Annotated in this window: 27 protein-coding genes and 1 pseudogene; 5 read left to right on the forward strand and 23 right to left on the reverse strand. The window is 44.3% G+C overall.

The window, feature by feature from the left end; translation table 11 throughout:
• Positions 1 to 14: 14 nt before the first annotated feature.
• The 6 genes from metH to MKX63_RS30145 all read right to left on the reverse strand — a co-directional run bounded on the left by metH (position 15) and on the right by MKX63_RS30145 (position 6,340).
• The gene (gene metH, locus MKX63_RS30120; protein ID WP_445323568.1) at positions 15 to 3,392 is read right to left on the reverse strand and encodes a methionine synthase; all 3,378 of its coding nucleotides are present in this window, start codon (positions 3,390 to 3,392) and stop codon (positions 15 to 17) included.
• A gap of 169 nt (positions 3,393 to 3,561) precedes the next feature.
• On the reverse strand, positions 3,562 to 3,948 hold the full coding sequence (locus MKX63_RS30125) for a FixH family protein (RefSeq protein WP_341022379.1): 387 nt from the start codon (positions 3,946 to 3,948) through the stop codon (positions 3,562 to 3,564).
• Positions 3,949 to 4,208: 260 nt separating this feature from the next.
• Positions 4,209 to 4,994 (reverse strand): HAD family hydrolase, encoded by a 786-nt coding sequence (locus MKX63_RS30130; RefSeq protein WP_341022380.1) that lies wholly within the window; start codon positions 4,992 to 4,994, stop codon positions 4,209 to 4,211.
• 35 nt (positions 4,995 to 5,029) lie between these two features.
• Positions 5,030 to 5,557 carry a hypothetical protein gene (locus MKX63_RS30135; RefSeq protein ID WP_341022381.1) on the reverse strand — a complete coding sequence of 176 codons (528 nt, stop codon included), beginning with the start codon at positions 5,555 to 5,557 and terminating at the stop codon, positions 5,030 to 5,032.
• Between the two features lie 47 nt (positions 5,558 to 5,604).
• The gene (locus MKX63_RS30140) at positions 5,605 to 5,814 is read right to left on the reverse strand and encodes a DUF896 domain-containing protein (RefSeq protein ID WP_036695465.1); all 210 of its coding nucleotides are present in this window, start codon (positions 5,812 to 5,814) and stop codon (positions 5,605 to 5,607) included.
• 109 nt (positions 5,815 to 5,923) lie between these two features.
• Positions 5,924 to 6,340 (reverse strand): LysM peptidoglycan-binding domain-containing protein, encoded by a 417-nt coding sequence (locus MKX63_RS30145; protein ID WP_341022382.1) that lies wholly within the window; start codon positions 6,338 to 6,340, stop codon positions 5,924 to 5,926.
• Positions 6,341 to 6,537: 197 nt separating this feature from the next.
• On the opposite strand from MKX63_RS30145, the gene lexA reads away from it, so the two are divergent.
• Complete coding sequence (gene lexA, locus MKX63_RS30150) at positions 6,538 to 7,164, forward strand: transcriptional repressor LexA (RefSeq protein ID WP_036695466.1); 627 nt, start codon at positions 6,538 to 6,540, stop codon at positions 7,162 to 7,164.
• A gap of 187 nt (positions 7,165 to 7,351) precedes the next feature.
• Positions 7,352 to 7,690 carry a L,D-transpeptidase gene (locus MKX63_RS30155; protein WP_341022383.1) on the forward strand — a complete coding sequence of 113 codons (339 nt, stop codon included), beginning with the start codon at positions 7,352 to 7,354 and terminating at the stop codon, positions 7,688 to 7,690.
• 78 nt (positions 7,691 to 7,768) lie between these two features.
• On the opposite strand, the gene MKX63_RS30160 is transcribed toward MKX63_RS30155, so the two are convergent.
• From MKX63_RS30160 to MKX63_RS30175, 4 genes are all read right to left on the reverse strand, one after another.
• Positions 7,769 to 7,987, reverse strand: a complete 219-nt coding sequence (locus tag MKX63_RS30160) for a hypothetical protein (RefSeq protein ID WP_036726416.1) — start codon at positions 7,985 to 7,987, stop codon at positions 7,769 to 7,771.
• Between the two features lie 110 nt (positions 7,988 to 8,097).
• Positions 8,098 to 8,319 carry a hypothetical protein gene (locus MKX63_RS30165; protein WP_036695469.1) on the reverse strand — a complete coding sequence of 74 codons (222 nt, stop codon included), beginning with the start codon at positions 8,317 to 8,319 and terminating at the stop codon, positions 8,098 to 8,100.
• A 92-nt stretch (positions 8,320 to 8,411) separates the two neighbouring features.
• Positions 8,412 to 8,771, reverse strand: a complete 360-nt coding sequence (locus MKX63_RS30170; protein ID WP_341022384.1) for a DUF4359 domain-containing protein — start codon at positions 8,769 to 8,771, stop codon at positions 8,412 to 8,414.
• A 15-nt stretch (positions 8,772 to 8,786) separates the two neighbouring features.
• On the reverse strand, positions 8,787 to 9,038 hold the full coding sequence (locus MKX63_RS30175; protein ID WP_341022386.1) for a hypothetical protein: 252 nt from the start codon (positions 9,036 to 9,038) through the stop codon (positions 8,787 to 8,789).
• A gap of 218 nt (positions 9,039 to 9,256) precedes the next feature.
• Here MKX63_RS30175 and MKX63_RS30180 point away from each other — a divergent pair, with 218 nt between their 5' ends.
• Positions 9,257 to 9,382, forward strand: coding sequence for a hypothetical protein (locus tag MKX63_RS30180; protein ID WP_341022388.1), 126 nt, complete (start codon positions 9,257 to 9,259; stop codon positions 9,380 to 9,382).
• A 304-nt stretch (positions 9,383 to 9,686) separates the two neighbouring features.
• Here the strand turns inward: MKX63_RS30180 and MKX63_RS30185 are convergent, their stop codons facing one another.
• The 13 genes and pseudogenes from MKX63_RS30185 to MKX63_RS30245 form a co-directional block, all read right to left on the reverse strand.
• Positions 9,687 to 10,466 carry an AlbA family DNA-binding domain-containing protein gene (locus MKX63_RS30185; protein WP_341022389.1) on the reverse strand — a complete coding sequence of 260 codons (780 nt, stop codon included), beginning with the start codon at positions 10,464 to 10,466 and terminating at the stop codon, positions 9,687 to 9,689.
• A 114-nt stretch (positions 10,467 to 10,580) separates the two neighbouring features.
• Positions 10,581 to 12,035: pseudogene (locus tag MKX63_RS30195) on the reverse strand (terminase B).
• A gap of 120 nt (positions 12,036 to 12,155) precedes the next feature.
• A complete protein-coding gene (locus MKX63_RS30200) occupies positions 12,156 to 12,434 on the reverse strand; it encodes a hypothetical protein (protein ID WP_341022395.1) in 279 nt (92 codons plus the stop codon).
• 270 nt (positions 12,435 to 12,704) lie between these two features.
• Positions 12,705 to 13,007: a hypothetical protein gene (locus MKX63_RS30205; RefSeq protein ID WP_341022396.1), complete on the reverse strand. Its 303-nt coding sequence runs from the start codon at positions 13,005 to 13,007 to the stop codon at positions 12,705 to 12,707.
• A 296-nt stretch (positions 13,008 to 13,303) separates the two neighbouring features.
• Positions 13,304 to 13,915 carry a restriction endonuclease gene (locus MKX63_RS30210; RefSeq protein WP_341022398.1) on the reverse strand — a complete coding sequence of 204 codons (612 nt, stop codon included), beginning with the start codon at positions 13,913 to 13,915 and terminating at the stop codon, positions 13,304 to 13,306.
• A 12-nt stretch (positions 13,916 to 13,927) separates the two neighbouring features.
• Positions 13,928 to 14,668, reverse strand: coding sequence for an NPCBM/NEW2 domain-containing protein (locus MKX63_RS30215; protein ID WP_341022400.1), 741 nt, complete (start codon positions 14,666 to 14,668; stop codon positions 13,928 to 13,930).
• Between the two features lie 232 nt (positions 14,669 to 14,900).
• Positions 14,901 to 15,710 (reverse strand): putative phage abortive infection protein, encoded by an 810-nt coding sequence (locus tag MKX63_RS30220; RefSeq protein WP_341022402.1) that lies wholly within the window; start codon positions 15,708 to 15,710, stop codon positions 14,901 to 14,903.
• A gap of 158 nt (positions 15,711 to 15,868) precedes the next feature.
• Positions 15,869 to 16,021, reverse strand: a complete 153-nt coding sequence (locus tag MKX63_RS32620; protein WP_445323544.1) for an ArpU family phage packaging/lysis transcriptional regulator — start codon at positions 16,019 to 16,021, stop codon at positions 15,869 to 15,871.
• Between the two features lie 387 nt (positions 16,022 to 16,408).
• Positions 16,409 to 17,149 carry a phage terminase small subunit gene (gene terS / locus MKX63_RS30225; protein WP_341022405.1) on the reverse strand — a complete coding sequence of 247 codons (741 nt, stop codon included), beginning with the start codon at positions 17,147 to 17,149 and terminating at the stop codon, positions 16,409 to 16,411.
• 268 nt (positions 17,150 to 17,417) lie between these two features.
• Positions 17,418 to 17,978: a tyrosine-type recombinase/integrase gene (locus MKX63_RS30230; protein ID WP_341022407.1), complete on the reverse strand. Its 561-nt coding sequence runs from the start codon at positions 17,976 to 17,978 to the stop codon at positions 17,418 to 17,420.
• 168 nt (positions 17,979 to 18,146) lie between these two features.
• Positions 18,147 to 18,743 (reverse strand): hypothetical protein, encoded by a 597-nt coding sequence (locus MKX63_RS30235; protein WP_341022409.1) that lies wholly within the window; start codon positions 18,741 to 18,743, stop codon positions 18,147 to 18,149.
• Between the two features lie 402 nt (positions 18,744 to 19,145).
• Positions 19,146 to 19,595, reverse strand: coding sequence for a hypothetical protein (locus tag MKX63_RS30240; protein ID WP_341022411.1), 450 nt, complete (start codon positions 19,593 to 19,595; stop codon positions 19,146 to 19,148).
• A 191-nt stretch (positions 19,596 to 19,786) separates the two neighbouring features.
• Positions 19,787 to 19,942, reverse strand: a complete 156-nt coding sequence (locus MKX63_RS30245; protein WP_341022413.1) for a hypothetical protein — start codon at positions 19,940 to 19,942, stop codon at positions 19,787 to 19,789.
• A gap of 238 nt (positions 19,943 to 20,180) precedes the next feature.
• On the opposite strand from MKX63_RS30245, the gene MKX63_RS30250 reads away from it, so the two are divergent.
• Positions 20,181 to 20,780, forward strand: coding sequence for a hypothetical protein (locus MKX63_RS30250; RefSeq protein WP_341022414.1), 600 nt, complete (start codon positions 20,181 to 20,183; stop codon positions 20,778 to 20,780).
• A 111-nt stretch (positions 20,781 to 20,891) separates the two neighbouring features.
• Positions 20,892 to 21,290, forward strand: a complete 399-nt coding sequence (locus MKX63_RS30255; RefSeq protein WP_341022416.1) for a hypothetical protein — start codon at positions 20,892 to 20,894, stop codon at positions 21,288 to 21,290.
• Positions 21,291 to 21,373 lie beyond the last annotated feature (83 nt).

The raw sequence follows: 21,373 nt of genomic DNA on the forward strand, positions 1-21,373 counted from the left end.
AATCTGCGGAAGGCTTAGAGCTTCTCCACATTGAAATACTGCGCTTCCGGGTGGGCAAAGACCATCGCCGAGACCGAAGCCTCCGGCTCCATCATGAAGCCCTCGGTAAGCTGCACGCCGATATCCTCAGGCTTCATGAGCTTGAATAACGGCCCCTGATCCTCCAGATCCGGGCAGGCCGGGTAGCCGAAGGATACCCGGATACCCTGGTAACGTGCACCGTGTCTTTGCTTCATGGTCATATCTGCCGGGTCCGGGAACCCCCAGGTGTCGCGCATCATATGATGGACACGTTCAGCCAGGCCTTCCGCGACCTCAAGAGCGACTGCCTGCAGAGCATGCGAACGGAGATAATCTCCCTTATCCTTAAGCACCGTCGATAATTCACGGACGCCATGGCCCGCAGTAACCACCAGGAAGCCCACATAGTCCATGACTCCACTCTCCACTGGCTTCAGGAAGTCTGCAAGGCAGAGATGCGGCTCCACATTCTGGCGCGGGAAGGTGAAGGTATGCAGCACCTTAGCCTGATCCTGCGGATCATAGATCAGAATGTCATTCCCGCGGGACTGGGCCGGGAAGAACTGGTACATCGCATGCGGTACGATCGTGCCTTCGAGCATCGCCTGATGCAGAATATCATCCACAGTCTCTTTCAATTCTACCGTACGCGGGTCACGCGCTGCCAATTGCGCCTCTACAGAGCCGCGCAGGCCGAGATGATGGCCGAGCAGCATCTGCATATTCACATAAGGAATTACATGTCCCAGCGGATAATTCCGCAGGACATGACGCTCCAGATCAGGCGGGGTGAACACAGGAGCATCCGCCGAGATCTTGGAGCGGACTGCACGGGTCAGCTCGGGAAGCGGAGCTTGCGGAGCGACAGCTACGGCAGCCTCAGCCTCCTGGCGGACCTCCTCCTCAATCTTCAACCGCTCCAGCGGATTCATCAGCCGGTTGGCGATATCCAGACCGTCCATGGCATCCTTCGCGTATAAGACGAGACCGTCATATTCGGGACGGATTCGGGTCTTGGTGAATTTGCGGGTCAGCGCTGCGCCGCCCACCATAATCGGCACATCAATACCGGCGGACCGCAGATCCTGCGCAGTCAGCACCATCTGCTGCGCGGACTTCACCAGCAGTCCCGACAAGCCGATGGCATCAGCCTTTTCCTTGCGGAAGGCTTCAATAATATTCTCTGGCGGAACCTTGATCCCCAGATTGACAATCTCATAACCGTTGTTGGAGAGAATAATCTCGACCAGGTTTTTGCCGATATCATGCACATCACCCTTGACGGTCGCAAGCATGATTCTCCCCTTAACCGAAGTCTCATCCTTCTGCATGAACTGCTCCAAATGGCTTACAGAGGCCTTCATAACCTCCGCACTCTGGAGCACCTCTGCCACGATTAATTCATTGTTATTGAACAGCCGGCCAACCTCAGACATCCCGGCCATCAGCGGTCCATTAATGATCTCCAGCGGCGGCGAGGTCTTCAGTGCTTCATCCAGATCAGGGATCAGACCCTCCTTAGTGCCTTCTACCACATAGGAAGCTAGGCGCTCCTCCAAAGAGAGATTGGAGATTTTCTCCTTCTTCTCCACCTTTTTGCCTCTAAAAGCTGCTACGAACGCAGACAAGGTATCGTCATTCGTATTATAGATCAGCTCTTCAGCGAGCTTGCGCTCCTCTTCAGGAATCGATGCGTACCGCTCCACCTTCTCGGTATTCACAATGGCATAATCCAGCCCGGCCTTGGTGCACTCGTACAGGAATACCGAGTTCAGCACCTCGCGGCCGGCTTCCGGCAGACCGAAGGAGACATTGCTGATGCCGAGAATCGTATGAACAGCAGGCATGGCCTCCTTGATCAGACGGATACCGTCAATCGTCTCCTTCGCAGAGCCGATATACTGCTCATCCCCGGTTCCAACAGGGAACACCAGGGTATCGAAAATCAGATCCTCGGGAGCCAGACCGTATTTGTTGACCAGCAGATCATAGGAACGTTTGGCAACCTCCAGTTTGTCTGAAGCCAGGATAGCCTGGCCGGTCTCGTCGATGGTGCCTACAACAATCGCCGCTCCATATTTATGAATCAAAGGCGTAACATGCTCGAATTTCTCTTCACCATCTTCAAGGTTAATGGAGTTAATGATCGCTTTGCCCTGACAATACTGCAAAGCTAAGTCAATGACCTTGGGGTCCGTCGTATCGATCATCAACGGCACCTTGACCTTCTTCACGACCAGCTCCAGGAACCGCATGATATCTTCCGTCTCATCCCGGTCCGGGTCCTGCACGCAGACATCGATAACCTGTGCACCGCTCTTCACCTGGGCACGGGCAATCTCCGAAGCTTCCTCATATTTCCCCTCAACGATTAGACGCTTAAACTTCCGGGAACCGAGGACATTGGTCCGTTCACCGACCATATATGGACGGTTCTCACTCTCCACATACACCGGCTCAATCCCCGACAAAGCCGGAGGATGCTGGCCGTCCAGCTTACGCGGCGGGTAGGCCGCCATGACTTCAGCCATAGCCCGGATATGATCCGGAGTCGTTCCGCAGCAGCCGCCGGCAATGTTCAGCCAGCCCTTCTCTGCGAAGCCGCCCAGCTTACGGGCCAGGGAATCCGGGGATTCATGATAATTCCCGTTCTCATCCGGCAGCCCAGCATTCGGGTAGCAGCTGACGGCTGCTGATGAGATCGCGGACAGCGAACGGATGTGGTCACGCATGAATTCCGGTCCGGTAGCACAGTTCAGTCCGATGGATACCGGCTTCAGATGCTCCAGCGAAATATAGAAGGCTTCTATATTCTGTCCGGCCAGCGTGGTCCCCATAGGCTCAATGGTCCCCGAGATCATCACCGGCAGCGTAATTCCGCTCTTCTCAAAGGCGTTACGGATGCCGATGCTTCCAGCCTTCACGTTTAGGGTATCCTGGGATGTCTCCAGGAGCAGTGCATCCACCTTACCGTCGATCAGGGCAACCGCCTGTTCTTCATAGCTGTCTACAAGCTCCTTGAACGTGACTCCCCCGGTGACAGAGAGTGTTTTCGTGGTCGGACCCATAGCTCCTACCACATAACGCGGGCGCTGCGGTGTATCATATTTATCAGCGGCATTACGGGCAAGTCTCGCGGCCGCAAGATTAATTTCCCGGGCACGGTCCTGAATATCATATTCAGCAAGCACCACTGACGTGGCACCGAAGGTATTCGTCTCGATCAGATCCGCACCGGCCTCCAGGTATTTCTCATGAATATCCTGAATAACCTCCGGCCGGGTCAGGACCAGCATTTCATTACAGCCGTCCAGATCATCCCCGCCGAAATCCTCGCCGGTGAGCGGCACCTGTTGAATCATAGTACCCATAGCTCCATCCAGTATCAATATGCGCTGCTGCAAGCTCTCAGCAAGTGTGTATTTAGCCACTTTCCATCCCCCCAGTGAAACATTAGAGTAATTTTAGCAGAATAAAGGGATTTCGGAAAGCCTTCCTTTCCACCCTGCATTATTTGTATTTCTATTGATTTCATTTCTATTACGGCGCTACAACAAGTTTCTTGCTTGGCATGGAATGCTGCGTCCGGGCAGTCACATGTGAAGTGACGCTGAATTCGCCCGCCTCATCAAAGGTATGTTCCCCCACATAAGCCCCTTCTCCGGCACTTTCACCCTTGATTTCAACCTTCTTGGTCTTATCTGCGGCCTCATTGACCTCAAACATTACTTCTCTAGCGTCATCTACCGGTTCACCGTCCTGTGTCACCACAGCCTTGAAGCTGACTGCCGTCCCTGCGGTTACTTCTTCCGGGGTCCAGCTCAGCTCCACCTTAATCGGTGACATGGAGGAATTGGCCGCAGCATGCATCTGCATCGTCATCTCATCTTCCTTATTCCCCGAGCATCCGGCTAGCGTTATCCCCATCAATATGCATATAAGTCCCCTGCGCATCCTTGGCTTCATCATCTGAAGTCCTCCCGGTTCATAGGTAGATTTTTCTTCATTCATGAAACATATCATTTTTATATTACAATGAAAGTCAGATCGCTGCTCTCCTTATTATACACATTTTATTCAATTTGCCTTAAAGAAGCTGCATGATTCACTTGTTAATATGAGAATAGTCATATCTATATAAAAAAGCCAATACCCACTAAATAGGATACTGGCTTCATAGAATTCAATTACAGGGTGTCTACCAGCGGCAGAAGCTCGGAGAGATGGCTGATCTGGTAATCCGGCGTAATCTCCGGGTCCGATGCTTTCGCATTTCGGTTGATCCAAACCGTGGTCAGTCCGGCAGACAATCCGCCAAGAATATCTGTCGTAAGCTTATCGCCCACCATGATCCCTTGCTCTGGAGCAATATCCAACAGTCCGAGCGCGTGCTCGAAGATTCCCTTGTCCGGCTTCCCTTTGCCGAAGCTTCCCGAAATCACAACATGGTCAAAATACGGAGTAAGCTCCGGCACACCGTCCAGCTTCTCCTGCTGAAGTGCCGGGCAGCCGTTCGTCAGCAGCAGCAGCTTCACCTTACCGCGCAGCTCGTCCAGCACCTGAAGCGTCTCTTCATAGATATAGGGACGGCTGCGGCGCTCAGCGGCGAACTTGTCAGCCAGCTGTGCAGCCAGCGCTTCATCCTCTACTCCGAGTGCGGCGAGGCCGCGGCGCCAGGATTCCTTACGGTAGACAGGGGCAAGCTGTTCGAGTTGACGGAACTCCGGCTGTTCACCGGCAGTGAAGTTCGCCCACAGCGCTTCATAAGGGTTAATACCGATCAGCTTCGTGAACGGATACGTCTCATAGGATTCATAGAGTGCACGGGCTTCTCTGCGTACAGCAGCTTCCAGCTCCTGCGGATCAACGGAATCTCCAGCAGCCTCACAAGCATAACGGAAGGCTTCTTCCACGCTGCGGTCATCCCACAGCAGAGTATCGTCAAGGTCAAATAGTACGGCGGTAATCGGCATTAGTTCTCCCACTCCCTATATGCTGGTCTGTCTTCCTATTCGTGCACAAGTTCAATATTGTTGTTCTTCGCGAACTGCTCCAGACGTTCCCCCATCGCAGCGGTGTCATAACGGTTAATCAGCTTGGAGAAAATCCACTGCTTGCGCTTACCCTTATACTTAATGGTTACTACACTGCGTGATAAAGTGATTTTCTCAATATCCGCCGCAGCAAGGAAGCGTTCGCGGTTGTATTTAATAGTAGAGATACGCGCACGCTCAACCTTAAGAAACGGACGGCGGAAGAACAACAGCGCAGCGAGCAGGAAGTACAGCACTACCCCCAGCCAGTTAGCCAGAATTCCGCTTCCTTTGGCTTCGTCAATTGAGCCGACCACCCAGAACATGATGCCCAGCAGCATCAGTACAACGGGGAATAAAATATTGCGGCCTTTAAAAATATCGATGCTTTTCGCAGCAGTCTTAGTACTGGAAGTGTAAATGGAGTCCTTCCCCTGCTTCTTTCTTTGCTGGTTAACTTGCTTCGTGTTGCGTTGAACCATTCTTTCCCAAGAACGGGCCATGTAAGTTCCCCCTAGTCATCCTGTATTATCTATGAAAAGGCAACCGGCTAATGCTTAAGTCCGTTGTTGCCCTCTTCATGCTCCGGATTGTCCACAATTTCGATGGTATCAAGCTGGGCCCGAAAGTTAGTGCGGATGTTCCCCAGATAAATCTCGCGGAGCTTGGCACGTTCAGCCAGTTCCTCTTCATTCAGGCCGCCGTTCTTAGCTTTGCGTGCCAATTCATTGATGCGTGCGACCAATTCGTCAATATTCAATACGTTTCCCTCCCTCTAAATTCATTTTAACTTTGCCATGAGAAAAAGAGCTTGTCAAGGTCTACTCCCTGAAAGCTCTCCGAGTCGATCATTAGTCTGACACATTCCTTCAGTATAAAGGTAAAGTCAGAATATCTCCGGCCTTAATGACGCTGTTCTCCAAATGATTCGTCTTCCTTATTCCTTCTATATATACGGCAGTCTTCATGTCCTCAGGTTTGTTGCTTACAGCAATACTCCATAAGGTATCTCCGCGTTCGACTACGATCCGCTTATCCGGCTTCAGCGAAGAGACCGAACCGGCAAAAACATTCCCCACCACAGTAAATCCCGAAATAACAAGCATCAGCACCAGAACCATCTTCATCAGGCTGACCTGACGGAATAGTGATGATAGCGCAGCGAGACTATGAAGAACCGATTCCTTGATCTTGGTTACATTAGTATGAGCAGTTGGATTACCGGGAGCGGACACCTTGATATCGTCATTATTGTAGATGCTGTTGTAGGTACTATACTTTAACATGATCATCATCCTCCAAACACATGTTCTTGCTTTCGAAAATAATATAACACGAACATGTGTTTCGATCAATAGTTTTTTCGGAACGTTTGTTCTCTTTATTTCCGTTCTCTTATTTTCCTCATTTTAGAACTTATGTTTGTACGAACGGAAGTTCTATGTTATAATTTTCCCAAACATAGTATATGGGGTTGATACCGATGTCAAAGATTTCTAGTCGTCAGCTGGCGATCCTGGAATTTATACGTAATGAAGTCCGCAGCAAGGGTTATCCTCCGTCCGTCCGCGAGATTGGCGAGGCTGTCGGCCTGGCCTCCAGTTCTACCGTGCATGGTCACTTGGACCGGCTTGAGAAGAAGGGCCTGATCCGCCGTGACCCTACGAAGCCGCGTGCGATTGAATTACTCGGCCAGGAAGATTCAGAGAATGTGCATCAATTCGTCCAGACCGTTACCCGCATCCCGGTAGTGGGTAAGGTTACCGCTGGTGTTCCTATTACAGCTACAGAGAATATTGAGGATTACTTCCCGTTGCCTGCTCATTATGTAGGCGATAACAAGGTGTTTATGCTATCTGTCCTTGGTGACAGTATGGTGGATGCCGGAATTATGAACGGGGATTATGTCATCGTACGCCAGCAGCAGACTGCCGACAATGGCGATATTGTTGTAGCGATGACCGAAGAAGATGAAGCAACTGTGAAGACCTTCTACAAGGAACGGGATCATATCAGGCTGCAGCCGGAGAATCCGGCGTACGAGCCTCTCCGCCTTAACCGCGTTACGATTTTGGGACGGGTCATCGGATTATTCCGCGATATCCACTAATCTACTCCCCGCTTAAGAACAGGCTGCTCCGCACCAAGCGAAGCAGCCTGTTTTCTGTTCATTTGTATTCCTGAAGTGGCCAAAAAGCCGAATGCAAACATTTGTTCGCATTCGGCTTTTTGGCCACTTTTCCGTGAACCGCTGCATAGCTCCGCACATATCCTGTTACAAAGGAGTGCTGATCTATATGCCCAATTATCGAATTATCGTCGATCTGTCTCAGCGCATGCTGTACCTGCTGGATAATGACGTTGTCACCAGAGGCTTCCCTGTCGGCATCGGCAAAATGTTAACCGTCTCACCTGTAGGCGAATACACCATCATTAACAAGCAGCCCAATCCGGGCGGCCCGTTCGGTGCCTTCTGGATGGGTCTATCTAAGCCGCATTACGGCATCCACGGAACCAATGATCCTGCTTCCATCGGCCACATGGTCTCCCATGGCTGTATCCGCATGTATAACGCAGACGTTCTCACCCTGGCCGCCCTCGTTCCCATAGGTACCCGTGTTACCATCCGGGAATAGAAAAATCACAAAAACCCTTGAGACGCCAGATTGCGCCCAAGGGTTCTTTCGATTCATATGAATTAGAGCGGATACAGACTACAGTACACTTCTCAACAGACGAATAGCCACCGTATTCAAACGGATAGCCTCGCGGATCGATTCTCTGGCTGCCAGCAGCTCTCTTCTGGCCCGCGAACCTCTAGGCACTCTGCGCAGATTCTCATTGATTTCTTCCAGTCTCTCGAGCAGGATAGCCCGCTGCGTTAACAGGACATTAATGGCTCTGCGAATCCGGTTACGTTCTCTTTGGCTCATCTTTACACCTCTTTTACACTTGGATAGTATAAGAGATGCCAGGAATTGCTCCAAAGCTTGTGTGATTCGGCAGTAATGTTAGAGCTGAAGGCAGCGGGCAGGTAAACTGCTTACTTTTTGTTCAGCCTTACCCGGAATTCAAATTCATCGCGTCTATAAGTCATTCCGGCCAGTACTATGTACTCCGGTGTCCATTTCTGTACAGGTCCGGCATAATCAGCAATCACATGCGGTTTGCCGTCAACCAGCTGAACGACGTAGACCTGTACCTGTGCCAGTGCGGCAGCGAATAGATCAGCATCACTGGACAGTACTTTATAAGCCGTATTCAACTTCGTTCCTCCTTGTTCCACAACCATGATAAAAGATTCCGACAACCATCTATTTAATTATACCGGGTCATGGAACAATATGTAAACCATATTTACAGCTTGATAAAAAGGATTTTGAACAAACCTATATACTTCTTTGTGGCCCCGCCATCCCCGGTAAAAAAATCGGTATTTTTAAGATCCGGTACACTGAATACCGAGAACAAAATGTAATTATCCCTCTTGGTTAAAGACTCAATTACAGGCTGTGCTACCAGCTTGCTAATTCCGTCGCCTATTTCCTGATCTAGCGTATTCTCCAGATTCTTTACAGAATATTTACTGAATGCTTCCTTCCCCGGATTCGTAACAGCCATCACAACCAGAACAAGGATAAGAACCAGTAACGACTTACCGCCCGATCTTCTGCGGACTCTGCGTGCAGGACTTGGCGTATCATAACGCGAATTCATTCTTTTCCCCCTCAACTACAGAATATACAGCAGCTCTTGCAGCATGACTCCCAGCGGATTCAACATCAGCCGATACATGAACAGCATCCCACCAGTAATTCCACTGCTCCCAACATCAATGCTGCTCCAATCCCACTCCGGCAGAGGCGGCGCATCCAGCCCATACTGCTCCATAAGCCTCTCTCGGGTCTCCGCAGGCACAGCCATTCCTTCAGCTCCAGCCACCGCCGGACCTATCAACGCCAGCACAAGCATCAGCGAAAGCATTATCTTATATGTATTCTTCATCATCCGCTCCCATGTCTGCCACTAGAATTCTCTTCTGGCTAAGTATATAGCAGATGGAATAGTATGTAAAATAAATTGGATTGATCTGGAAGTATATTTCCTTTATATTATTATGCAAGGGCTTTGCTCAGTCATCATCTTCAATCTCTCCCCCTACAATAAAAATAGGGAGATTTTTTTATTTAGGAGGTAAATGTATGAACGGAAATAAAGTTATCCTCATTCTCCTGTCCATATCCATACTCGGTATACTCCTTTACTTCGGAATGGCTTATGGGCTGCTATGGTATGCCTTCCGGTCCTCGGTTCACATTGAAGAATAATCTAAGAACATCGGAGGATCATTGTGAAGAAATATAACAGATCTGAAAAAGTCATTATTGGAGTGCTTCTTGGCATGACTGCTGTGCTACTTTTGGGAAGACTGTTCTTTTGGTATGTCTTCAGCACAATATAAAATACGACTCTCGCGCTCAGGGTGAGGAATATTAGCCCCCTTATTTAGGGTGGTTTGTTTTATTCATGACATAAAAATAGAAGGCAGGAAAAGTTTCCTGGCCTTCTGTGTTTGTACATACTTTTATGGATTAATGATATTATTGGTTTTGTTCGGGGATACTACGGATATTACATAATTTCTTTTTCGATCACTTTCTTTTTAGCATCAATCATTCTCGATATAAATTCTTCATAATTTTCTTTAGGGTAATTTGGGTTATCTACCAATTCAAAATTCCCATAAAGTTGCTTAGCTAATCTGCTAAAATCAAATGCAATTGGTGACTGACTTCGTTTTTTTATCTTTTCTTCAATCTGTCCATATAATATTTTTAACTGAGAGAGATGTTCCCCCAATTCAATTCCTGGTTTTGTGGAGAATTGAGTTTCAATCCTTAAATTAATTAGTCGCTGCACGTCTTCGTGAGAAGCTTCCTGAGAATTTGTGCCACTACGAACGTATATTGTTTTTGATTTTATATCTTTTCCGTTATTCCTTGAAATCCAAGGCAGTCGATTTTCATCATACTCCACAATCAAGACTTGAAACACTTTACCTTTTAGAGTAGGATATTCGGATTCAGAAAACGGAAAATCTATAATTTCGTATAATATCTCCGGACCGATAAAATTTCTAACTCCCTTATCAATTTCGGACTTATCTAATAATTTATTTATACCAATGGAGTTTAGTTCATTTCCAGATTCTTCTACCCCTACAATAATCGCACCACCGCCGCTATTAGAAAACGCTAAAATGTGTTTTGACAACTTAGGAATTTCTGGCCATTCTTTTTTGAAGTCCAAATAATCTTCTTCACCTGTATTGTGTTGAAGCAATTCCCTCAAAGCTTCGCGGCTAGGGTTTTCAAAAAATTTCACAAAGCTTTCATGCCTTTTCTTATTCAAATGCCACCCCCCCCGGTCTTGCGTTATCTTTTAATTGTAACACCTCCAATACTAGGAAGCATCACATATTTAATACTTGGTGGACGGCGTAATCTCATTTGATGGGTTATTTCATTATTGTCTTCTGATAGGCACGCCACCAATGGAAGAAACCATGATATGCTCTGGTGCTTCGACCATGAATTCACCAAATGTCAACACATATGCGTCAGCTCGGTCAGGCGACTTGAGCCCGCGCTTCTTCATGTCATCCTTACTCTCCAGGATCATCTTGCCTTTTGAAGTCATTCGCCATTTACGAGTAGCCAGTTGTTAAATTAAAGTATCATCGTCCGGCAGTTGCATGACTCCAGGTTCTCCGTTTATGAAGTTAGTCAGATTAGTCTCCAAGTCTGTTCTTATGGACTGCCACATTTCAGTAACCAAGTTAGTGCAATACTCATCCAAAAATGATGAACCATTGTTGACCGGCACTACCTCCCAGCCATAACCTTTTTCATTAATGACTTCTATCAGACGGTTCATTACCCCACCGCCTACACCGGTATCATCGACATTGAACTTTACATGCTCTACCTCTGGATGCTGGTGAAGCATATCTCTAGCTAATCGAATAGCGTTCCCTACGGTAACCATTGTACTTTCCTTAAAGTGACTATGTTGACCAACCGTCTTTCTGCCTATACCGGCATACATTGCCGTTTCATCTTCACCATAACGGGCAACGTCTACTCCGATAACCAGCGTTGTTCCAGTTGCTTTAATCTTTACTTCTTTGGATGCATGCTCCGCAGCTTCAAGCGTTATGAATGTGCCAGCTTCGCCGCGAGGAAACTGGCCTTCAACGCGCACACGATAAACGTCACTGCCCTCACCAAACTTACGTTTGAGCATTTCAATGTTCTCTTTGCTTGTACGTGGACTATCTAGACAAGATACCTGATGCGTCTTGTAAATAGCCCTATCTCTATTGTGAGAATCAAAAAAGAACCCACTCGTTTTAGTTGGGTTCCCGCACATGAATAGCTTATTATATTCACCGGATAGTGTACCGAAAATTGCGGCCATGATCCTATCATCTACACCGGAGGCTTCATCTACAATGAACAGCATGTAATCCTCATGAAATCCTTGCATGTTCTCCGGCTTGGTCGCTGTCCTTGCTGTAGCAAACCAGCACTCCTCATGGTTCTTCATGTATACCTTGGTTTTAGTCCATTTGAGAATTCGTTTTAGAATCGGGCTCTTAGATTGCCACTTGCTGATCTCTGCCCAGAGGACATCGTTTAGCTGCTGCCTTGTAGGCGCTGTGCAAACCACTCGGGGATACGGGAAGCAGCATAGAAACCACAAGGCTATAGCTGCTTCTAGAGCCGTCTTTCCCACTCCTTGGCCTGATCGAACTGTCACAAACCGATGATTTGCAATAGCACTTGAAACTTCATCTTGCCATTGATCTGGGATGAAGTTAAGGATCTCTTTGAAGAAAGTTTTTGGGCTCTTTCGGTATACTGGTATCCTTTGTTTGAACGCTATCATTCTTTTTGTAATACTTTCTGTCTTATTCATTACAATACCTCCCGCTTTTATCACTCTATAATTAATTTAAGGAGCTACTTATATTTTAGCATCCACTAACTTTGGCATTACTGCGTTCTCTGGCCATGCTACATGTCACCACCCCCGCCTTTATACTGAGCTGAGAGCCATTTCTTTAATTAAACGCTCAGCTTCTTTTCGCCCTGCACTGGTCAGGTATATCCCCGAAGCAACAACGTCGATAGGTAGAAGGTCTTCGTCTCCTCCCCACGCCCATGACTTGCTATTGACGCTGACCAGTCCTCTTTCAGACAATTGAATGAGCATTCTGATAAGGTGGTCAACCTCACCTCGTTTCGCATAGTACAAATAAACCTCGTCTTGCTCAAGTTGTGACATCTGAACTAATAAATGATTGCAGGTTTTCATAGTTTTGCCCGCTCCTTTCCATAGCTCTTAATGGCTATATACAAAGGATAGGCAGTAACTTCAAATGACTAACACTTGCTCGAAATTTATGTTAAGTCGGTTTTGCCTGATGGTCAGACTAAAATTGGCCGCCACACTTGTTCTGTGCCGCCTTTCTGCCCTTCTCCCTCTTCGCCCTAACAATTGTACTAGCTTCAGTATAAGCGCTTAAATCGCTCTATAATCGTTGCTCGGAAACATGGAAAAACGCCCTTAATAGGGCGTCCGGTTTTAAAACTCTGATAATAAGATTGCTCCAGAATCGGCATTGATGCTGTCTACTTTATACTTAGTGAATGAATTGATCGGCGTCGGTTCAGATGTTTTAAAGTTGTAAAGCATCGTTCTTCCCTGCCGCTCGTCTAATTCATGCCATTCTCTTATTTGTGTCAGCAATTCCGATTCATTCGTTCCATTGCTTTTCAACCAAAGATGGCCGGCTCTGCTTATAACCAGGTTTTCATTGTCAAAAAATTCAGAACCATGTTCTTTGCCCAATTCCCAGCGGACTTCAATGTCAGTTATATATTCCAATCTATCCTCCTCCTCTCGCCGTCTCAATTCGACATTTAGGAAGGCTTTTCCTTTTGGAAATTTAAAAAAGCACCCGAAGGTGCTCCATATTAAATATCCACACTACTATGTGTGCCACGTCTTAGATTCTGCTTAATGTAACCAGTAGGCTCATCCTTAATCTGATAAATAACCATGGCTGAATGAAGCTTTAACGCCTCTTCCTCTACACTGGTTGCAACCGAAGTATCCTTAATATCGTCGACCATCTTTGCTGTCCCTTCCCTTCGGCCAAAAACACACCTCTTACATTTCGCTTAAGCACTCGTCTTAGCACTATTGACTTTTTTAACAGCGGCCATCTTTTCTCTCATTTGCAGAAGCATTTCGATAAGCTCTTCACGGCCGATGAGACGCACATTATTTGATTTCGCTAGTTTATAAGCCTGCTCAGTATAATCTCTATTCGTTACAACCCAGGCAGCCGAAGCGCCATAATGTGAAACTGCCCCACGGACCTCTTGGACTGCTTTCAGTCCAACATTCTTACTGTACCTTTTAGCCTGGACTACAATTCGCTTCCCGTCTTTGGAAAGGACCAAATCAGCACCATAGTCACCGGCTGCTTGTGTAACCTCAGCTTTGTATCCTTGAGATCGGAAGAGATGTCCGAGGTATTGTTCAAACTTGACACCTTCCATTTTATCAATCTCAGCAATACCAGATCTTTTTAAACGCTCGGCCCGCTTTTGCTGCACCACAATCATTATAGCAACTACAACAGCCAAGCCAACAACCGCTCCTATTACAGCACCTTGTAAGGTTTTGGTTAAATAGTATCCTACAAGTGCTAACCCCATTGCTGCTAGGCCGGCTAACCCTTGAAAGAACTCCTCTTCCTGCTTCGCCTTACTCTTTCTTCTAGCCATTTGAAACCACCTCTATTGAAAAAGTTTAGCTTCTACAAAGTCTATCATAGTTGAACTTCTGTAATCTTCTCCTGTAGTTGTAAACTCTATTCTTAATTTAAGTACACCAGATATATCCAAGTTAACTTCTTTTGGTAAATCTCCGCCTAACATTTCAGATGAGTAGTATATTTCCTTACCATCCGCAATAAATTTAACCGTTCCTGGATTTTCACTATCTTTTGAATGATCATCAATACCAACAAATCCAGTGAGCTTTTTGTATTTACCATTCAAATTATATTCGATAGAACCAGAACCCTTATTAGACATGAAGAACAGATTTTCCAAGCCTATACCATGTAAATACTTATTATCAGCAATCCTAAATTCACCGCTATAAGCTTTTGTTGGATCTCCAACATTAATCCATTTGTTTAAATGGAAGGCCGCAGCAGCTTTGTCTGTACGAGCATAAGAAATATCAGATAAGTACTTAAATGTTCCTTCTTTCTTTCCAACCCAAGCTGTTTTATTCTTCCCATCATAAGTAAAATCTTGCCCGGAATTTTTAGCAAAAGAACTAGCTGAGACGTACAATTGCCCGTTATAGATAATTGATTGTGAGGATTGTTTCTCAACGCCATTAAACATGTACTTTACATTTTCTAGTACAACGTTTAACTTCATGTTTGTTCCAGCAAATACAGTAGAACCTGCTACCAATGAACCAATTGTAAGTCCAACCATTAATCCTTTAAGCTTATCCTTCATTATGTTACTCTCCTATGAATCAGTATGTATTTCCTAAAACATGGATTCGACAAATATCACCTATTTCCTTCCAATACTGCGGTCAGATTTTTTTAGAATCATCAAAAATGAAAAAGCGAGAGGAAGTACGCCCCGGTTAACGCTACATCACTGCGGCCGTGCGTGTCACTCTCGCCTGATTTCCACAGTACAAATATATCATGACCAAAGCCTAACGAACGCCATTGTGCGGTCAATTGCCGGTCAAATAGCGGTCAATAGTTTCATCTAGTAAATTCCTGTACAAGTAAATGTGGTTTCCGTCAAGAAGTAATTCTTCATTCATATTATCGAATAATTCATACTTATCAGCGTATGCTTTAAATTTATATCCTTTTTTCTGAAAACAATTATAAAACAAAAAAACATACTCATAGGCAGACAACTGGGATCGGATTATTCGTGTGTATTCTTTTTTACTATTAAGATCTTCTATCCATTCATTTCTATCAACCATCCTGAAAAGATTGTACAAATTCCTATAATAATGCCCTAATGATTGCTCGTATCTTTTAAAAAAAGTATCACAAGTACCTTTTATAAGCTCCAATTCATTAAGAGTTGAGTTATCTCTCTGCGAAACCTTCCTTATACTAGTTAGTTCTATATGAAAAGGTATAAACATACCGCGACCTGTATATTTTTGATTATCAGGGATAGATTTTGTTATCTCATTATGAAGTGAAATTAGATGAAAGAAAGTGTTCTCAAATCTTTGTACATTAATTGATCGAACTTGTGCTTCTAATTCAAGGTTAGTTTTCGCTACTTCCTCTCTTTGAAGCTTTAATTCTTCTCTTTGAAGACCAAATTCTGCACGTTGTTGATAAATGGTATAAATAATTCCTCCAAATGCCAAGCCAGAGAACAGTGTGTTAATCACTCCAAATTTATCACCGTACTCCCCCCCAAAGGGAAGCAAAAAAATCAAACCACTTAAAAACCAAACTATTCCTATACTTATCAAAAGGCGAAAAAACTTAATTTCTTCCACATTATTCACTTCATCTTTAATGATATAGAAGTTATATATCCTGCCCCGAAAACCCTTCAACATTCCACACTTCCTCTTTTTTCTCTAAACATACTAAATACCGGTTCACCGGTCTATTATTTTTGTCATTTATTTCTTTCTTCAACTAAAATCTCTAATCCTAATGCTCAAGCTAGTATATAAATAGCGCGCGATTTTACCCGTCGATACTTCCGCTCACTCATCCCCAGCTCCCCGCACAGAATCGGATCATACTCGTCCTCTTGTTCTAAGTAGCGCCTTTGTATTATTTCCCTCTCAGCCTTCTTTAGCCTTCCCATAGCAAGTTCAAGTAGTTACGATTGCCGTTCCAGTTGCACCTCCCTGTCCGTATTACATACCGCTATATTCTTTGTTGTCCGGCTGATCACGTTGGTCGATCCGTGTATCGCTACTCTGGGCTAGTCGTGAGCGCCACATGGAGGTAAAGAATTGGCCCCCGCCCTGCAAGGATCTGGGAGCACTTAGTACTCATCCAGAAAATAAGAGTGTTGCGTACACGTGGCGTGGCATTTACAATAAATTGGTGAGGGTGAGAATCTCTCGCGTCTTTCTTTCCGGCCTCTCCCCTACACTAAAAATTGGGAGAGGTTTAATTATGCTCGCCCGTAGATATAGATGAAACCCAATCGCAAACCCTCTTCTTCATCTTCTACATCATTGCCGATTTATTCTCCATCTCCTTCAGCAGAAACTGCTGCAACCCAATCTTCTATTAGATCGTCCTCAGAATCTTCCACTCCGTTTTTAAGTCTCTCTATTTCAATACGAGTTTTCTCAATCTCAGCCTTCATTTTGTCCAGTTTTAAGCGGCGCTCATCTTTTTCTGGAGCAATCTCAATAAATTGCTTTATTGCTGATCTGAGCTCCTTCATTACAGTAGCTTCAGCTTTAATGGCGCTATTGTACTTATCCCAAGCTTGTTGATACTCCCATTCTTGCTCAGTTCCAAACATTCCGGGCTTTTTCTTTTTAAGCACCTTTGTAACATCGTCTCTATCCTTCACATGGGTGATGCGGCGACCCCAAATGAGGCGTTGATACAGAGTAATTACGCTCTCCCAGATCATATCTGCTGGACTCATGGTTTCAACAATCTCGCGGATCTCCAGAAATTCGGGGTCCTGGGGCATAAACTTACTGAAGAAACCGTGCTTGAGCGCTTTCTGATTCCCTTCAGGCCCGCCCTTACCGCCTTTGTTTCCCTTTGCATTCTGGTTGCCCTTCTTAGCTCCTCGTGGTCTACCGGATGCCGGTATTTCATCCCATTTATCTGTGCTTTTCCACCTGCGGACCATTGAAGGATTGACCCCAAGTTCTGCCGCAATTTCAGTAGATTTTTTCTGCCGCCCACTCTTCAGCCATATCTTCAGCGCCTTTTCTCGATTCGGGCTTTTCTCCCTTGTCAACTAACTTCACCTCGGCCTTACTACGTATTTGAGTTGGACCCTCTTTTGAAAGGTCTAAATTGGTCAAACGTTACTAATGAAAATAAGCCTTTATCGTATCGAGAGGCTTCGTATCAACCGTTCTATCCACTAAATAATGTAAGTGGAGTGAAACATAAAGGTAATTCTGTTGCACTCGTTTCAACCATAAAAAAATGAGTTCCTTCATATAATATTTTCTATATGATAGGGTCGAGTGCAGTAAAGGACGCTTTATGTTGCACCCGATTTATCTTAAATTCAAGATTGCCTTGTCCATCATGTCCTGGGTCAGTCCGATGTAGTCCAAAGTCTCCCTCGGATCGCTGTGTCCAAACATATCCATTAGTAACGCTAGGTTCTCTGGATTGTCCATATAAAGCCTATATGCCCATGTTTTCCTAAGCGAGTGAACCCCTATATCCTTCAGTTTGAATTCATGAGCTGCGTCACTCAGAATTCGGTAAGCTGTTGTACGGTCTATCGGACGATTACGCATACGGCTAATCGTTTTAATTTGACGACTGGCGAACAGGTAATCTTTTTGATGCATATCAGCAGTGAAATCATCCAGATCCGATCTTATGCTCGGGTGAATAATAAACATCTTAGCATGCTTATTCTTTTGCTCTACCAAGCTGATATGTGTACCCTTTGTTTGCATGACCTGAAGCTTAAGCAAGTCAGATACCCGTAGCCCACTGTATATTCCCATACAAAAGAATAAATAATTGCGCATGCTCCGATTATAAAAATAGTCTTTCATTCCTTCTATGACTCGCTCATCGCGTATTGGTTGAACTTTCCTCATTAACTTATCCTCCTCTCAAGGAAAATTTTCCTGGGCAAAAGAAAAAGCGCCTCATTGGGCGCTCATGGTGAAGATAGTTTTGTTATGTGTATGGCTTAACGTGGATCTAGTGCAACTATAGTACGCCATTTGCAATAATGCGCTAAATACTGATGAGTGATTCTACGCCTATATACAAAGCCTAAAAAAGTTAACTAAGAGATGATGGAACCTGTCGCAATCATCAATCACTAGCGATACTCTGTTTTCCTCAGAGTCGATTCCAAGTCTAAGAGAATTTATGATTGTCACATCATTATTATCTCTGATAACGCCATTGTTATGAACCAATATATTTCTTATTAAATTCCACTTCTTCAACTCTGACCATTCAGTTGAAGACTTGATACCTTCAATACCCACTACTTTGTTTAAATATGTGACAGCCCTTTCTATGCCCTGCCCAGAAATATCTTTCAAACTTATGTTAAGATTTTTTGAAGTTTTGTGAGCATTACAAATTTTATTGAGATAAGCCTCTACATCGCCATACATTCCAATGAATAAGGCATTTGAAACCGCAGGTAGAATAAGCGGTTCAATAATTAAGTGCATTCCAGGTTCTTGAGCTTCTTCAATATCTTTTTTCGCACTTCCAGAGATATATTGATATGCGAACTCATAGTTGCTGAATGTCCCCATAATATCCAAGTATATTTTATACATTTGGCTCGATAAATCATATCCTCTATCTTTCACATGTTCAAAAAATGGTAACTGTTTCATAAGCTTCCTCCTTTTTTTTGATTATAACAAAGGCAACAATTAATAGCTGTAAAAAACATAAAGACAGTCGATGATGCTTAGGTTTCAATACGCTTCTCAGGCGTGTACCCAGCACTAGACCCTTGCAGAAGGCCATCGACTGTTTTTATGATATCTGGAACTTATTTGCGCGTCCAGACGGATACGCTCTCGATCCATATCTTTCGCTGCTGAGATCACGGTTGCCCAGGAGGTCGGGTATGAGCTGCGGTGTGATATGCCCGTCACAGTTACCGCAACCAGATATGGAGTGTACGGAAGCTCTCGCCTCGGTATCTTTATTATATTTGGGGTGTTGTACTGCTACGCTACGGAAATCACGCCTTATTATCTTATCAAGTTAAAAAATACCGCTCCAGGTAGCTACCCTTCGCGGTTGTTGAGTTGTCTTAATCCGATTTCGCCTTCTTTGTTTCTGCCCCGCCCGTAATCGATTGTCACATAGTCCAATGTCCCGTTAAAGAGAAGAGTGTTTGCAAGTGAAGCGATAACCTTCCGGCGCTTCTCCGCAAATGTGGTTGCCTCTATGCCGTATGCAACTGTCTTGTAACCCCTTCGCATATATTCGACAGCATCTTTATACCGGTACTTGCGTTCTCCAACGAATAGTAGCTGCACTATCATGTGCTCATGAGGATCTACTATGTTATTTGCTGCATGCTGTACGGCTTTTGTGACTCGTTTATAAAGCAAGTAATTAAGATGGCGTGTCTCTTTCGCTATAAGGACGTTGGCTGGCAAATTGGAAATGTGTTCGCTTGTGCCGAGGCGTTTGACGGCTCCTTCAGCTCCGGTCATGTCGAAATCATTCAAGCCGTTTTCTTGTGGCTGCTTAAGAACGAATTCATAACTTTCTACTAGCCCCTTGATGGTGCGGTAACTGTTTAGCAGCCAATGTCCTCCTGGTAAGCTCTTGTGATATCGGCTAAATCATTTTTCGGCGTGAAGTCGTTCTTTGAGACTGGTATTAATTCGATCATGGGCAATACCTCTTTGCGGTTATCTTATATATTTACTTTAAATATAGAGTGCATTTCATACGGAGTTACAACGGATAATTGATCTTCTGTAATGCCGTAGACTTCCATACCCCGACGCTTGCATTCTTCTGGATCTTTGTCTATCAGATTATAATCCTCAATTCCATGAACTTCCTTCATATATTTTCCACTCCTGTAATTGAGTAATATCGAACATAGCAATGAAATAAGCGAAGTAAATCTTTTCTTCAACCAACTAATTACCTCATATTTTCCTTTGTATTTCTTCACACAACATATCTTAATATTATTTATTTAGTATTTTATTTATTTATATCTCAAATTTTGACTTTCCATTTTTTATTAGATACAATAGCTATTGAGATTGGCCAATCTACTAAATTTTAACTGAGGTGCTATGTTGTTTAAATTGAGTAAAACTATTAAAGTTGTAGCAGTAAGCTTATCTTTAGCAATTAGTATAAACCCATTTTTAGCAGTCGCATCTTCTTCCTCCCCCAATGTAAATGATCAATCGACTACAAACATTAATGACATCAGTAGCGATCCTTATGAAGAAGGATTGCTGGAATATCAAAAAAGTCTAAACAATGAAATTGAATCAAATCCTCAAGCTAGAGCGGGCATAACTAGTTTAGTGAAGGTTGTTTTTAAGCTTCTTGCTAAAAATGCTGATGACGTTGTTGTAACAGCAACAAAGAAAAATGTTAAAACCACTCTCAAAAATCATGCAATCAAACAGGCTGTTGCACGAGGTATTTCGGAAATAATGCTGGACCATATATTATCTGAGATTTCAGTCTCAATGTTTAAGGTTTTGAAATTTGAAGATGTCATAGGACAATCAAGAATAATGTATGATCCTGGCAGCAAACTCACCGTTGTCTTATCATTAGTTGACAATATTATAATCACCACTTATGTTGACAATGATAATACTATGCCAAATAGAGTTAATGCAGGCCGTTGGAAACCTTCATCATTCACTTATAGATAATCAAATTGCGAATATGGGACTGGGCATTGTTAAAGTAGATCGTTTTACGAATCAGTGAACCAATCTACTATAACGTTGCTTAGTTCTTGTAATATAAATGGAGGTTATAATGTGGCTACATTAAAAGACTATTATAACAGTAGTAAGTATTTAAATATTGAATTTATTTATTATGATAATAGACCTGATCAAGGCTGTAGATTTATAGTATCGAATACTGAAGATGGAAGCATCATCACTAGTGAAGTAGGATGGACTAACTTTACATTAAACAAATTTATTGAGATGCTCAATAACTTCCCGATGGATTCTTATGATGGATATTTCTCACATTATGATGAATCGTTTGAATGGAAATGGATACAACAACCTGATAAAGATGTATTTTTGCTCACGGTTTTTTCCTCAGCCAAAGAATTTTCTTATTATAGCACCATTACAGACATTAAAAAATTTGGTGAAGCAGTTCTTAAGGATATTAACATTGCTCAAAAATTCGATTCAATCTAAAGGTTCATTGCTGTGCAGGTTTTATCCTGTCGGAACGATGGCCTTCGACCGTGACCTATACTTCTCTCATTGCACATCAGACT

The organism is Paenibacillus sp. FSL R7-0179 (assembly GCF_038002265.1).
In the GTDB taxonomy this organism is placed as follows: domain Bacteria; phylum Bacillota; class Bacilli; order Paenibacillales; family Paenibacillaceae; genus Paenibacillus_AQ.